General features: G+C 66.4%; 12 protein-coding genes. 7 read left to right on the top strand and 5 right to left on the bottom strand.

The features are described from left to right. Positions 1 to 42: 42 nt before the first annotated feature. Together WS45_RS02990 and WS45_RS02985 are read right to left on the bottom strand one after the other, a co-directional pair. Complete coding sequence (locus WS45_RS02990) at positions 43 to 294, bottom strand: DUF4148 domain-containing protein (RefSeq protein ID WP_059529113.1); 252 nt, start codon at positions 292 to 294, stop codon at positions 43 to 45. Between the two features lie 456 nt (positions 295 to 750). Further along, positions 751 to 2154: a GntP family permease gene (locus WS45_RS02985; protein ID WP_059528789.1), complete on the bottom strand. Its 1404-nt coding sequence runs from the start codon at positions 2152 to 2154 to the stop codon at positions 751 to 753. A gap of 327 nt (positions 2155 to 2481) precedes the next feature. Here WS45_RS02985 and WS45_RS02980 point away from each other — a divergent pair, with 327 nt between their 5' ends. From WS45_RS02980 to WS45_RS02965, 5 genes are all read left to right on the top strand, one after another. Then, positions 2482 to 3969 (top strand): sigma-54 interaction domain-containing protein, encoded by a 1488-nt coding sequence (locus WS45_RS02980; protein ID WP_059698102.1) that lies wholly within the window; start codon positions 2482 to 2484, stop codon positions 3967 to 3969. Positions 3970 to 4035: 66 nt separating this feature from the next. Continuing rightward, the gene (locus WS45_RS02975; RefSeq protein WP_059698101.1) at positions 4036 to 4563 is read left to right on the top strand and encodes a BON domain-containing protein; all 528 of its coding nucleotides are present in this window, start codon (positions 4036 to 4038) and stop codon (positions 4561 to 4563) included. A 61-nt stretch (positions 4564 to 4624) separates the two neighbouring features. Continuing rightward, a complete protein-coding gene (locus WS45_RS35990; protein ID WP_257127682.1) occupies positions 4625 to 4909 on the top strand; it encodes a hypothetical protein in 285 nt (94 codons plus the stop codon). A 103-nt stretch (positions 4910 to 5012) separates the two neighbouring features. Continuing rightward, positions 5013 to 5309 (top strand): H-NS histone family protein, encoded by a 297-nt coding sequence (locus WS45_RS02970; protein WP_059467298.1) that lies wholly within the window; start codon positions 5013 to 5015, stop codon positions 5307 to 5309. A gap of 570 nt (positions 5310 to 5879) precedes the next feature. Beyond that, positions 5880 to 8237 (top strand): GNAT family N-acetyltransferase, encoded by a 2358-nt coding sequence (locus WS45_RS02965; RefSeq protein WP_059698099.1) that lies wholly within the window; start codon positions 5880 to 5882, stop codon positions 8235 to 8237. Between the two features lie 682 nt (positions 8238 to 8919). On the opposite strand, the gene WS45_RS02960 is transcribed toward WS45_RS02965, so the two are convergent. Then, the gene (locus tag WS45_RS02960; protein ID WP_059698098.1) at positions 8920 to 9471 is read right to left on the bottom strand and encodes a hypothetical protein; all 552 of its coding nucleotides are present in this window, start codon (positions 9469 to 9471) and stop codon (positions 8920 to 8922) included. Between the two features lie 208 nt (positions 9472 to 9679). Next, entirely contained in the window at positions 9680 to 10504 is an 825-nt protein-coding gene (locus WS45_RS02955) for an IclR family transcriptional regulator (RefSeq protein ID WP_179949117.1), read from the bottom strand. 606 nt (positions 10505 to 11110) lie between these two features. Here WS45_RS02955 and WS45_RS02950 point away from each other — a divergent pair. Further along, positions 11111 to 11959 carry an ureidoglycolate lyase gene (locus WS45_RS02950; RefSeq protein ID WP_059698096.1) on the top strand — a complete coding sequence of 283 codons (849 nt, stop codon included), beginning with the start codon at positions 11111 to 11113 and terminating at the stop codon, positions 11957 to 11959. Between the two features lie 155 nt (positions 11960 to 12114). On the opposite strand, the gene WS45_RS02945 is transcribed toward WS45_RS02950, so the two are convergent. Then, the gene (locus WS45_RS02945; RefSeq protein ID WP_059689285.1) at positions 12115 to 12498 is read right to left on the bottom strand and encodes a VOC family protein; all 384 of its coding nucleotides are present in this window, start codon (positions 12496 to 12498) and stop codon (positions 12115 to 12117) included. A gap of 254 nt (positions 12499 to 12752) precedes the next feature. Between WS45_RS02945 and WS45_RS02940 the strand changes: the two genes are divergently transcribed. Beyond that, positions 12753 to 13400 (top strand): CGNR zinc finger domain-containing protein, encoded by a 648-nt coding sequence (locus tag WS45_RS02940; protein WP_059698094.1) that lies wholly within the window; start codon positions 12753 to 12755, stop codon positions 13398 to 13400. Positions 13401 to 13442: the final 42 nt, after the last annotated feature.

Below are 13442 nucleotides of genomic sequence, written 5' to 3'. Positions count from 1 at the left end.
GCGAGAAAGCGGCCGGATGGAACGGCCGCGTCGTGACGTCGATTAGTGGCTCGACTCCGACGATGCACCTTGATCGCTGCCATACCCGGCACTCTGCTGACGGGCGATCTTCGCTTCGGCGGAAACGATGCTGGCCGGGTAGAACCAGTCGCTCGGCTGGAAGCCGGCCTGCTTGAGCGCCTTCACTTCGGCGTGAACCTGCGCGCGCGTGAGCGGCGGGTTCGACTGCGCTTGCGCGGCGAGCGGCGCGGATACGGCCAGGGCAACGGCAACTGCGTGAATCAGGCGCTTCATGATCGTGACCTCCATGTTTCCAACTGGGCGTCCGGCCTTCGTTCGACGAAGCGGCGGCGGTTGAAAGCAGTGTAGGCCCGGCCGCGCGCGCGAAAAATGCGATCGCGCCCAACGCAGTGTTCTGCTGCCGGTAACAATGGATGGCGGGAACGGACCGTGCCGGATGGCGGTGCGTGACGGGCGTCGGGCCGTGCGGGCCGCGCGGCGGTGTGGCACCGTGCGGCTCCGATCGGGCGGGGGATGAGCCGGCGGATGAGAACCCCGGCGATTCGCCCCGGCTTGCATGCGGAGGTATCGGGAAGATGCGTCGCGTCGCGACCGGCGTTGCGCCGCTTGCTTCGACAATGCAGGGCTGGTTGCCCAACCTTGGCGTGCAGAGGAAGGAAGGTGCGCCGGCCGCGGCGATGCGGCCTGACGCGGCGCGGCGGCGTTCGGAACGCCGCCGCATGCGGAGACTTACACGAGACCCGTCGTGTAGTACACGGCGATCACGAAGAACACCGCCAGCGTCTTGATCACGGTCACCGCGAAGATGTCGCGATACGACTCGCGGTGCGTGAGGCCCGTGACCGCGAGCAGCGTGATGACCGCGCCGTTGTGCGGCAGCGTGTCCATGCCGCCGCTGGCCATCGCGACGACCCGGTGCAGCACGTCCATCGGGATGTTGGCCGCCTGCGCGCCCTTGATGAACAGGTCCGACATCGCGGCGAGCGCGATGCTCATGCCGCCCGACGCCGAACCGGTGATGCCGGCGAGCGAGCTGACCGATACGGCCGCGTTCACGAGCGGGTTCGGAATGCTCTTCAGTGCGTCGCTGACGACGAGGAAGCCCGGCAGCGCGGCGATCACGCCGCCGAAACCATATTCCGACGCCGTGTTCATCGCGGCGAGCAGCGCGCCGCCGACGGCGGCCTTCGAACCGGCCGCGAAGCGGTCGCTGACGCGCTTGAACGCGGTCAGGACGACCAGCACGATGCCGAGCAGCAGCGCGGCCTCGACCGACCAGATCGCGACGACGGTCTTGATCGACGTCGTGACCGGCGTATGCACGCCCGGCAGCACGTCCGGCGCGACCGTGTACGACGCGGCGCCGTACCACTGCGGGATCAGTTTCGTGAACGTGAAGTTCGATGCGCCGACGAGGATCAGCGGCAGGATCGCCAGCGCCGGGTTCGGCAATGCCGTCGCTTCGACGCGCTCCGGCTCGTTGACGAGCGACGTGCCGTAGCCTTCGCCCTTTGCCATCGCCGAACGGCGGCGCCATTCCAGATACGAGAGGCCGACGACGATGATGAACAGCGAGCCGATCGTGCCGAGCACGGGTGCGGCCCAGGCGGTCGTCTTGAAGAACGTGGTCGGGATGATGTTCTGGATCTGCGGCGTGCCGGGCAGCGAATCCATCGTGAACGAGAACGCGCCGAGCGCGATCGCGCCGGGCATCAGCCGCTTCGGAATATTGCTCTGGCGATAGAGTTCGGCCGCGAACGGATACACGGCGAACACCACGACGAACAGCGACACGCCGCCATAGGTGAGCAGCGCGCACACCGCGACGATCACCGCATTCGCACGCGAGCGGCCGATGTAGCGGATCGCGGCATGGACGATCGACTCGGAGAACCCGGACAGCTCGATCACCTTGCCGAACACGGCACCGAGCATGAAGACCGGGAAATACAGTTTGACGAAGCCGACCATTTTCTCCATGAAGATGCCGGAGAAGACCGGTGCGACGGCGGCGGGTTCGATCAGCAGGACCGCGCCGAGCGCGGCGATCGGCGCGAACAGGATCACGCTGTAGCCGCGATACGCGGCGAACATCAGGAACGCCAGCGCGGCGAGGACGATCACGAAAGACAAGGGGAGTCTCCTAATAGCTTGGAATGGCTTTGGTTGTTGTTCGATCGCGGGACGCGCCGCGAACCGGCTCAGGTTCGTGCAGGTTTCGTGCCATCGGCCGGATTGCGCCGCCGGACGTGGATCCGGCGCAGGCCGGCGGGCCCGCGCCGGCCAATGTCTGAAGATTCTACATAAATCGTCTCCATCGGGAGACGATTCGGCCGCCAGGACCACCCGCTGAATCGGGCAGGGCTTTCCCGGACAAGGCATTCCGGGGCGTCTCCAAAATGAGATACTGCGTCTCGTTCCGGAGACGTCCGGCCAAGCATACGCGGAGACAACGACACGATGATGAACGACTGGGCCCGCCTGCCCGTCAATTACGGCGACGTGCTGCGGCGCGCCGCCGAGTCGCTGTTTCAGACTTTCGAGGATTCGAGCGCGGGCACGGTGGTCGTCGATCGCGACGCGCGCGTCGTGTGGATGAACGAGCGTTATGCGGCGCGCTTCGGGTTCGCCGATCCGCAGCAGGCGGTCGGCCTCGACTGCGAGGCGGTGATTCCGAACAGCCTGATGCGCGAGGTCGTGTCGACCGGACAGCCGATCCTGCTCGACATCATGGAGACGGGCCGCGAGCCGCTCGTCGTCACGCGCCTGCCGTTGAAGAACGAGACGGGCGAGACGGTCGGCGCGATCGGCTTCGCACTGTTCGACCAGCTGAAGACGCTCACGCCGATCTTTTCCCGTTACGTGCAGCTTCAGCAGCAGTTGATCGCCACGCAGCGTTCGCTCGCGCAGGCACGCCGTGCGAAATACACGTTCGCGAGTTTCGTCGGCACGAGCGCCGCAAGCCTCGAAACCAAGCGGCAGGCGCGGCGCGCCGCACAGGTCGATTCGCCGGTGCTGCTGCTCGGCGAGACGGGCACCGGCAAGGAACTGCTCGCGCATGCGATTCACGCGGCGTCGGCGCGCGCGCTTCAGCCGCTCGTGACCGTCAACGTGGCCGCGATTCCCGACACGCTGCTCGAAACCGAATTCTTCGGCGCGGCGCCGGGCGCATATACCGGCGCCGATCGCAAGGGACGCGTCGGCAAGTTCGAGCTGGCCGATCGCGGCACGCTGTTTCTCGACGAAATAGGCGACATGCCGCTGCCGCTGCAGGGCAAGCTGCTGCGCGTATTGCAGGACAAGGAGTTCGAACCGGTTGGCTCGAACCGGATCGTGCGCGCCGACGTGCGGATCATCGCCGCGACGTCGGCCGACCTGCCCGCGCTGGTCGAGGCCGGCCGCTTTCGCGCGGATCTCTATTACCGGCTCAATGTGCTGACGATCCACGCGCCGCCGTTGCGCGAGCGGGCGTCCGACATCGCGGCGCTCGTCTACGCGACGCTCGAGGAGCTGGCCGCGCAGCACGGTCGCGCTGCGCACTGCGAACTGACCGAGGATGCGCTGCGGATGCTGTGCGCGTACCCGTGGCCGGGCAACGTACGTGAACTGCGCAACACGCTCGAGCGTGCGCTGATGCTGTCGGACCGCTCGGTGATCGATGCGGGTGCGCTCGCGCCGTTCCTCGGGCCGGTGCGCGTGGTGTCGGATGCGGTGCCGGCAGGCATGCGGGCTGCTCCGTCGCCGGTCGGCCGGGATGCGGACGATGCAGCGGGGGCGCCCGATGCGCCGGTCGTTTCGTATACCGATGCATTGGCCGCGTGGGAGCGCCAGTTCCTGATCGACGCGCTTGCGGCTTGCGACGGGAAGGTGGTCGAAGCGGCCGCGCGCATCGGCATCGGCCGGGCGACGCTGTACAAGAAACTGACGGCGCTCGGGATCGACCGGTAGCAAGCAGCGGTGGATGCGCTGGGACATGACGAACGGCACCGGTGAAGTGCCCGACAGGAGACGACGATGAAGCGAATCGCAATTGCCGGATGGCTCGCCGCACTGGTGGCGACGTCCTCGCTCGCGCAGGCGGGTGACGCGGACGCGCCCGTGGTACGGCGCAACTGGTACAACGATCCCTTCGTCGCGCTGTCGCGAGGCTTCGCCGAATGCCCGTTGCCGCTCGGCCCGTGGATGACGCGCGCCGAGATGGAAGACGACGCGCATTACCGCGTCGAGCGCGGGACCACCTGCTGGCTCGCCCACCGCTGCACGAAACCGAATTCGTATATGTATGACGCGCCGATCGCCGAGGCGGCGAAAGCGCATTTCGCGGGCACCGATCGTCTGCAGGACACGAGCCTGTGGATCACCGTGCAGCGGCGCTTCATTTATGTCGAAGGGTGTGCCGATCCGGCATTCGATCGGCAGGCGCTGGAGCGCGAACTCGGCGCGCTTCCCGACGTCGAGCGGGTATTCGTTCGCATCACCGACGATCCGCACAGGGCCGTGCCGTACAAGACGCGTGGACGGCCGGACCGGACGCCCGATTGAACGCCTGACGGTGGTGCATGGCATACTCGCGGCATTAAAAAATCGGTTGACGGAAAGAACAATGAAACACATGCTTGCGTCGGTCTGTCGGTGGCCTCGAACGCATTGGCGTCGGGCCGGATTGTTGGCCCTGGTTGCGGGGCTCGGCGGGTGCGGCGGCGGGGCGCCTCTGTTCACTTCTGACGGGCGCCCGACTTCGCAGGTGCAGTGCACCGGCAGCGACTGGAGCAATTGCACGGACAATGCCCGAGCCATCTGCAATGGTGAATTCGACGTCCTCCAGCAATCAACCGATGACGCAACGCGAAATCTTCTCTTCGCATGCAAGAAGAAAAGCGGTTATTGATCCCGACATGGCCGGATAAGGAGACCGTAATCGGGAGAAGCGCTTTTCTATTCGCTTGGAGTTGGCTATTTTTCATGAATAACACTCACGGAGTCCCATCCATATGGCGACCTACAGGCAACTGACAGCGCAGCTCGAAAGACTTCAGCAAAAGATCGACAAGGAACGCGAAAAGGCAATTGCCGATGCGATTGCCGCCATTCGGGCGAAAATCGAGGAATTCGACATTACTGCGGAAGAGCTCGGTTTTCGACCGATCGGCGCTGCTGCTGCCGCGAAACCGAAGCGTCCGTTGCCGCCGAAGTACCTGAACCCGAAGACGGGTGAAACGTGGAGTGGCCGCGGGCGGGCGCCGGCATGGCTCGGCAAGAACCGCGCGCGTTTCCTGATCAAGGACTGACTCCCGAATATCCTCACCTTTCGTGCGCTGACTGACGGTGCGAACGGCCATGCGGCCGTCGCACCGTTTTGTTTTCGGGCAGCCGCGGCACGACGCGAAACCGCGAATTGAACACCGATGCCGTGCGATTAACGGATATCGTTTTGCGAATTCGCCGCGATTCGACCGGATATCGCCGCGAATTCCCGTAAACAACGCTGCAATGACGCGGCATGCGCGCATTGGCATTCCCGATCTGCGCGGTGCAGACGTACCGCCGATTGCGATCACCTCTCGCGCATTTACGCTGCGCGCCCTGCAATTCCCGAACTTGCTCACCATGCCTCCTGTAAATCCTCACCTTTGAAGCGGCGACCGGAAGACCGCATCGTGTCGCCCTCGCCCGTTGCGTGTGCGAAGACGTCGGTGACCTGCCCATGTTGCGGGCATTGATGCGCGTCGCACAGTCGGCCGTTCGGCATATAGGCAGCCGCATCGGGTTCGCCTATGCTTGGAGTTCGCGTCGACCGGCGCACGGCCATCCGGCTCGTGCGCCGGTCGGGTCGTCTTTCGTTACCGTATGGAGCCGATGTGACCGTCCGTCATCTCGATGCGTTGTTCCAGCCCAGGTCCGTTGCGATCGTCGGTGCATCGTCGCGCGCGGGCAGTATTGGAGCGATGGTGTGGGCGCGCGTGCTCGATGGCGCGTTCGAGGGGCCCGTGTGGCCCGTCAATCCGAAGTATCGCGAGCTGAACGGGTACGCGGTCGTGGCCGATGTCGGCCGGCTGCCCGCGCCGCCATCGGTCGCCGTGATCTGCACGCCGCCCGCCACATGGGCCGGCATCGTGCGCAAGCTCGGCGAGATCGGCACGCGTGTCGCGGTGATCGTCGGCGAGGCGCGCACCGACGCCGACCGTGCCGCGCTCGATCGCACGCTCAAGGCCGCGAAGCCGTTCGTGCTCCGTATCGTCGGGCCCGGCAGCCTCGGCGTGCTGTCGCCCGCACGGCATGCGCATTTCGGCGCACCGGCCTATACGGCGCGATCGGGCGGCGTCGCCTGGGTGTCGCAATCCAACGCGCTGACGAATGCGGTGCTCGGCTGGGCCGATGCACGAGGCCTCGGCTTTTCACATGTCGTTGCGCTGGGCAGCGAGGCCGACGTCGATGCGGGCGACGTGCTCGACTACCTCGCGAGCGACCCCGGCACGCGCGCGATCCTGCTCGAGCTCGACACGGTGTGTGCCGCGCGCAAGTTCATGTCGGCAGCGCGTGCGGCGGCGCGCAACAAGCCGGTGCTCGCGTTGCGCACCGGGCGCGCCGATCCCGGTGATGCGCTTTACACCGCGGCGTTCCAGCGTGCGGGGATGGTGCGTGTCGATGCGCTCGACGATCTGCTCGACGAGATCGAGACGCTCGGCGTCGGGCGCGTCACCGCGCGCGGCGCGGCGACACTCGTGACGAGCGACGCAGGCGTCGCGAAACTCGCGGTCGATGCGGTCGCGGAGGTGCGCGATGTGCTGGTCGATTGGCCGGCCGAGGCAGCGTCGGCGGTCGCGGCCGCGCTGCCGCATCTCGCCGGGCCCGGCAATCCGCTGACCCTCGGCGACGATGCGCGCCCCGAGCATTTCGGCGCCGCCATCAAGGCGCTCGCGCCGTTCCCGCAAACGGGCACGCTGTTCGTCGTGCATTCGACGTCCCACAGCGCGCCGGCCGATGCGGTCGCGCGCACGCTGATCGAATCGCGGCAGTACGCGTACCGCGGCATCCTCGCGTGTTTCTTCGGTGCGGTCGATGCGGCGACGCGCGACGCACTGCACGCGAACGGCATTCCGGTGCACACCACACCGCAGCGGCTTGCGCGCGCATACGCTCGGCTCGTCGACTACAACCTCGGGCGGCAGTTGCTGATGCAGACGCCCGAGGGCACGCCGCTGCAGCCGGCCGAGTGCGTTGCGTCCGCGCAGGCCGGGGCCCGACGGATGGTCGAGGCCGGCGAGCATGAACTCGCCGGCGAAGCGGCGTTGCGCTGGCTGTCCCACTTCGGCGTGCACGGCGAGCCGGCCGATGCGTCGGCCGGCGCCAGAGTCGTCGATGTCACGGTCGAGATGTACGACGATTCGAACTTCGGCCCGGTGTTTCGTTATGCCGTGCCATCGGCCGACGGCGTATCGGCGCCGTTCGTCGTGTACGGGCTGCCGCCGCTGAATACGGTGCTCGCCCGCGTGGTGATGGAGCGTTCGCCATATGCACGCCGCACGCCCGTCGAACCCACGCTCGACGCGCTGACGGCGCTGTCGCAGGTCGTTTGCGATGTGCGCGAGGTCGTCGCGATGTCGGTCACGCTGCGCGTGCTCTCCGACCGGGCATACGTGGTCGCGCCGCGCGTCACGCTGGCGGCCGGGCGCAGCCGGCTCGCGATCATGCCGTATCCGCGCCATCTCGAGCAGACGCTCGAATGGCGCGGCGAGACCGTGACGATCCGGCCGATCCGTCCGGAAGACGAGGAAGCGCACAACGAGCTGCTTGGCGCAATGACGCCGGACGATCTGCGGATGCGTTTCTTTGGTGCGGTGCGCAGCTTCGATCATTCGCAAGTCGCGCGCATGACGCAGATCGACTACGACCGCGAGATGGCCTTCATCGTGTCGTTCACCGACGTGTCGGGCCGGTCGCACACACTCGCGGTGGCGCGCGCGGTTACCGATCCCGACAACGAGACGGCCGAGTTCGCGATCGCTGTCCGGCCCGATCAGAAGGGCAAGGGGCTGGGGCGGCTGATGATGGCCCGCATCATCGACTACGCGCGATCGCGCGGCACCGCGTGGATGGTGGGCGAGGCGCTGCGCGAGAACACCGCGATGATCTCGCTGGCGAAATCCTGCGGTTTCGAGGTGTCGACGACGGAGGAACCCGGCGTGGTGGGGTTCAGGATGAAGCTGCAACCGTAATCGCGTCGGCGAGCGTGTCCGAAGGTCCGGCGGTATCGTGTGCAGCCGCTGCGGAACGCGCGACGCCGGGATTCATAGTCGCGACGGAGCGAATTGATTGTAGTTCGGGATGCAGATCGTTCAACTCTTTCGCTCCAATATGCGGATCGGCAAAGCGCTGGCTTCGCGACCGGCGGGGAAGGGCCGAGTGCATCGGTCATGGCGTCCGCGGCGGTCGGTTGCGTGCGCCAATGACCTGCGGGTGCCACCGGTCCCGGTGCCATATTTGAGCGCACTGACGCCCGCATTGCGCACCGGCAGCATCGGAAACGGAACAAAGGTGAGAATTTTCAGGAGCCGACGGTGAGTCTTTCCGGGAGTAATTGGGTGAGTCGATACGGGAGCGCCCGGTGAGCCTTCGCGGGAGCTGTCGGTGAGCCCTTGCGGGAAGCCCCGGTGAGCCTTTCCGGGAAAGGGTGGTGAGCGTTTGCGGGATGCGTTGGTGAGGACGTTCGGGAGGGGCCGGGGAGCGTCTCCGAGAACCTCAGGTGAGCTTTTACGGGATGCTCTGGTGAGCGCTTACGGGACGCTTCGGTGAGATTTTTCGGGAGCCTGCGGACGCAGTGCTCCGGCTGGCGTGGCGCGGGCTTCTGCCGGCGTCCACGCCGGTGCGGGCACGCATGAACCGTGCCCGCGATGGCATTTACGCGGCGAGTTTCGACGCTGCGTCGTTCACCTGGTCACGCGAAATCGAGAGTTCTTCGAGGTGCGCGTCGGCATAGACGCCGCCGGTTTCGCGCTCGAGGCGGGCGATCGTCAGGGCGCAACGCGCGGTGTCCTTCGGCATCGCGATGAAGCGCTTGACCGATTCGCCGGACGTGAATGCATCGAACAGCGCGCCGCGCACGTCGTCCGGAAGCGTCTTGGTCCACTGGTACGGCTTGCCGTTGAACGTGATCGACGGCGGCAGCGTGCGCTCCTTCTTGGTGGCCGTGATGAGGCCGTAGGTGCGCGCGGCCTCGCCGATCTGCTCGGGCGAGAAGAGTTCGTCGGGCGTGATGTCGAACTGCTCGATGTAGTTCTCGATCGCGCGCATCGCTTCGGCACGGTCGTCGCGCTTCTTCTGCGCGCGCGCGACGATGTCGCGCAGCTCGTCCGCTTCCTCGGGCGTGATCGTGAAGCTCGCCTGCTTCTGCTGAAGTTCGGAGAAACGCTGGAATTCTTGATCGTTCAGAAGTTTGGCCATGACATCCATCGGATACGACGGCCGCGACAGCCGGCCGTCGTAGTTTTTGAGAGGGCCGCTATTCTAGCGTAGCGCGGCGTCCGCGCATCCGGAAACGGTCTGCGGAATGCCGGGACGAAAGCCCGCGCGGCCGGCACGCGTCGCACACCGCGTGACCGAACGACCACCGCGCCCGAACGGTCGACCGCCTTCACCGCGGTCGACCGTTCTGCAATGTTCAGCAAGTCTCCGCGCGGCACATCGACAACTGGCCTGCCGTATCGCGCAGTCCTGCGACGACCACCTCGACCGACGGCGCCATATGCGCGTCGATCCGGCGCATGTACGGGCAGGTCAGCACCGCGATCGCATGGCCGGCCGGGCCGAGAATCGGCGCGCTCAAGTCGGTCACGCCGTATGCCTGGCGGCTGTCCTGGCGCACGTAGCCGGATTGGCGAATGGACTGGCACGCGTGCGCGAGTTCCTGCTCGTTCATCGCGGCTTCGCCTTTGACCTTGCGATGCTCGGCCAGCATGTGCGCACGCTGCTCGGCACCCTGGAACGACAGCATCACGCGCCCCGACGCCGTATCGGCGAGCCCGACGCGCGAGCCGAGCCGCACCGACACGCCCCAGGGGCCGGGGCCGTCCACCTGCGCGATCACGAGCAGATTGCCGCGATCGTAGACGGTCAGATGGCACGACTGTTCGGCCGCGTCGGCAAAGCGCTGCATCAGCGGCAACGCCTCGGCGATCAGCCGGTTCATCGGCGGATGCCGATGCGCGAGCGCGAACAGTTTCAGGCTGAGCGTGTAACGGTCGCCGCCGCTCGAGCGCATCACGTAGCGGCGTGCGACGAGACGCTCGAGCATCCGGTAGATCTCGCTCGCGTTGCGGCCGAGCTCCTTCGTGATTTCGGTGCGGGTGAGTCCTTCCTTCTGTTCCGACAGGAGTTCGAGAATGTCGAGACCCTTGTCGAGCGCGGGCGCGCGATAGCGGTCGGCTGCGCCCATCGACTCCCGTGCGTCGCTGCCGGGGAGCGGATTATTGGTCGTTTGCATCATGGGGTAGGAAGTCCGGGGATTGCCAATCGGTGGACGACGCACGCTGGCCGGTTTGCACGCGGATTCGCGAAGCCGCATGCGAATGTGACTGCCATCCGCGCGCGCTCAACAACAAACGTCCAGTGTGCAATGCAGCGTCCTTTCACCGATCGTTACCCAGCAAGAACGGATTACATATCGTTCCCGATGACAGGGTCATAAGAAATATTCGCAATTCATCTTTCGGTGTCGACGGATGGTGGTTTTTGGCGTGAAGCCGAATGGTTCGGCGGGCCCGATGCTGCGGTGCAACCTCCGCGGGCGCACCAATAGTCGTTATCCGTCGCGGGCCATTTCACGGCGGGCCGCCGATGGTACAAAGAGCGGCGGGCCAGCGACGGCGCGGCCGCGCGTGAAGCCGGCCGGCACTGCACGGGCCGGCACGTGTCGCGGATGCCGGGCCGTCGTCGCCGATGCGCAGACCGGCGGCCGCCCGTTCGATGCGCGTCGCACTCCGGATGCGGCGCCGACGCGCGTCATCGACGATCGGCATTCAGTCCGGCGCGTGGCCACAGGCGGCTGCGTCGGCCGGTATCCTGTCACATTCGACAATAGAGGTTGAGCACGATGAAACTGCTTCGCTATGGCCCGTCCGGCCAGGAAAAGCCCGGTATTCTCGACGCGGACGGCCGGATTCGCGACCTGTCCGCGCACGTGCCGGATCTTGCCGGCGACGCGCTGTCCGACGCCGCTCTCGCGCGCCTGCGCGCGATCGACCCGGCCACGCTGCCGCTGGTCCCGGGCGAGCCGCGCATTGGCGCGTGCGTCGGGCGCGTCGGCAAGTTCATCGGCATTGGTCTGAACTATGCCGATCACGCGGCCGAAGCCGGCATGCCGGTACCGAAGGAGCCGGTGGTATTCGGCAAATGGACGAGTTCGATCTGCGGCCCGAACGACGGCATCGACATCCCGAAGGGCTCGGTGAAGACGGACTGGGAAGTCGAGCTGGGCGTCGTGATCGGCGCGACGTGCAAGGACGTCGACGAGGCGCGCGCGCTGGATTACGTCGCCGGCTATTGCGTCGTCAACGACGTCTCCGAGCGCGAGTGGCAGATCGAACGCGGCGGCCAGTGGGACAAGGGCAAGGGCTTCGATACGTTCGGCCCGATCGGCCCGTGGCTCGTGACGCGCGACGAGGTGCCCGATCCGCAGCGCCTCGACCTGTGGCTCGAAATCGACGGCCACCGCTACCAGAACGGCAACACGCGCACGATGGTGTTCACCGTCGCGCAACTGATCGCCTACCTGTCGACCTGCATGACGCTGCAACCGGGCGACGTGATCACGACCGGTACGCCGCCGGGCGTCGGGATGGGCATCAAGCCGTCGCCGGTGTTCCTGAAAGCCGGCCAGACCGTGCGCCTCGGCGTCGAGGGGCTGGGCGAGCAACTGCAGCACACGCGCAACGCGCAATAGACCCGGCCGCGCCGTCCGACCGTCCGCTCGGCCACTGGCGCGATTGTTCGCGGTGGCCGCCGCGAACCGGACATCGATGCAGCAAAGACGAGGGCCCGATTCCGCGCGATGCGGAATCGGGCCCTCGTCATTCACCCGTGTCGGTGCGAACCGGATCAGACGACGTTGTCCAGCTCGCAATGGGCTTCGAGCCGATATCCGTCGGGATCGACGACGAACGCCGCGTAGTAGCCGGGACCGTAGTGCTCGCGTTTGCCTGGCCCGCCGTTGTCCTGTCCGCCGTGCTGCAGTGCGGCGCGATAGAACGCGTCAACTTCCACGGGCGACGACGCGCGAAACGACAAGTGCAACCCGGAATCGGGATCGGCGACGACCGGACGCGCCGCGTGCTGCAACCATAGCACCGGTTCGCTGGTGCCGTAGCCGAGTGACCCGTCGTCGCTGTACAGCCGCTTGTAGCCGAGCGCGCCGAGCGTGCTGTCGTAGAACGCGCGGCTGCGGTCGATGTGGGCAACGCCGAACGAAAGGTGATCGATCATCTGTGGCTCCTTGGACTGAAGTGGGACGTCAGTGCGGCAAACCCGTTTACAGCCACCAGGCCAGCCGCTTGTAGCGAAGCGCGCCGAGCGCGCTGTCGTGGAAGGCACGGCTGCGGCCGGTGTGGACAACGTCGCAGGAAAAACGATCGATCATCTGTGGCTCCTTGAACTGAAGAGGGGACGTCAGTGCAGCAAACCTTGTTTAACCACCTTGCTGGTTATGTTAGAAAGCGTCGGGATGCTTGTCAACCGGCATGGTGGTTAGATACGATCGCGTCATGAGCAAAACGCAACCTTCCGTCACGACGGACTGCCTGGTCCCGGCGCCGTCCGAAACGCTGAGCATCGATTTCGCGAACACGCTGTATTGGCGCGGCGCGGACGCGCCGACCGAAACCTTCGGCACGCTGGACGACCTGTTCACATGGTGTCGCGAGCAGGCGGGCGCGCCGGCCGGCCTGGCCGACGTGTGTCGTGCACAGGTGACGGAGAAAGGAGGCGAGCCGGCGATGTTGGCGCGCGCGCTCGCGTTGCGCGAGGCGCTGTATCGGCTCTTTCACGCGCAAGCCGAGCGGCGCGAGCCGCAAGCCGACGATCTCGCGCTGCTGGGCGGTTTTCTGGCGGAAGCGGCGCCGCGCGTGGTGCTCGCGCGGATCGACGGCGGCTACGCGTGGCGGCTCGGGGCAGCGGACGCGACGCTCGCGGGGCTGCTGAGCCCGGTGCTGTGGTCGGCGACGGATCTGCTGGGCGGCACGCGGCTCGCGAAGGTCAAGCGCTGCGCGAACGATGCATGCCAGTGGCTGTTCATCGACGACAGCAAGAACGGCAGCCGCCGCTGGTGCTCGATGTCGTCGTGCGGCAATCGCGCGAAGGCTTACCGCCACTATCACAAGGCCGATTGACGGCGGCGCGCGCGCGGCATGTCATGCTGCCGCGCCCATTCC

The organism is Burkholderia sp. RF2-non_BP3 (assembly GCF_001522185.1).
Taxonomy (GTDB): domain Bacteria; phylum Pseudomonadota; class Gammaproteobacteria; order Burkholderiales; family Burkholderiaceae; genus Burkholderia; species Burkholderia diffusa.
Note: the sequence above shows the minus strand (reverse complement) of the source record. Positions and strands in the feature narration are given on the sequence as shown.

Bases quoted from the DNA above. Each gene is read 5' to 3' on its own strand.
- WS45_RS02990 (WP_059529113.1), bottom strand. From the start codon at position 294: ATGAAGCGCCTGATTCACGCAGTTGCCGTTGCCCTGGCCGTATCCGCG.
- WS45_RS02980 (WP_059698102.1), top strand. From the start codon at position 2,482: ATGATGAACGACTGGGCCCGCCTGCCCGTCAATTACGGCGACGTGCTG.
- WS45_RS02975 (WP_059698101.1), top strand. From the start codon at position 4,036: ATGAAGCGAATCGCAATTGCCGGATGGCTCGCCGCACTGGTGGCGACG.
- WS45_RS35990 (WP_257127682.1), top strand. From the start codon at position 4,625: ATGAAACACATGCTTGCGTCGGTCTGTCGGTGGCCTCGAACGCATTGG.
- WS45_RS02970 (WP_059467298.1), top strand. From the start codon at position 5,013: ATGGCGACCTACAGGCAACTGACAGCGCAGCTCGAAAGACTTCAGCAA.
- WS45_RS02960 (WP_059698098.1), bottom strand. From the start codon at position 9,471: ATGGATGTCATGGCCAAACTTCTGAACGATCAAGAATTCCAGCGTTTC.
- WS45_RS02955 (WP_179949117.1), bottom strand. From the start codon at position 10,504: ATGATGCAAACGACCAATAATCCGCTCCCCGGCAGCGACGCACGGGAG.
- WS45_RS02950 (WP_059698096.1), top strand. From the start codon at position 11,111: ATGAAACTGCTTCGCTATGGCCCGTCCGGCCAGGAAAAGCCCGGTATT.
- WS45_RS02945 (WP_059689285.1), bottom strand. From the start codon at position 12,498: ATGATCGATCACCTTTCGTTCGGCGTTGCCCACATCGACCGCAGCCGC.
- WS45_RS02940 (WP_059698094.1), top strand. From the start codon at position 12,753: ATGGTGGTTAGATACGATCGCGTCATGAGCAAAACGCAACCTTCCGTC.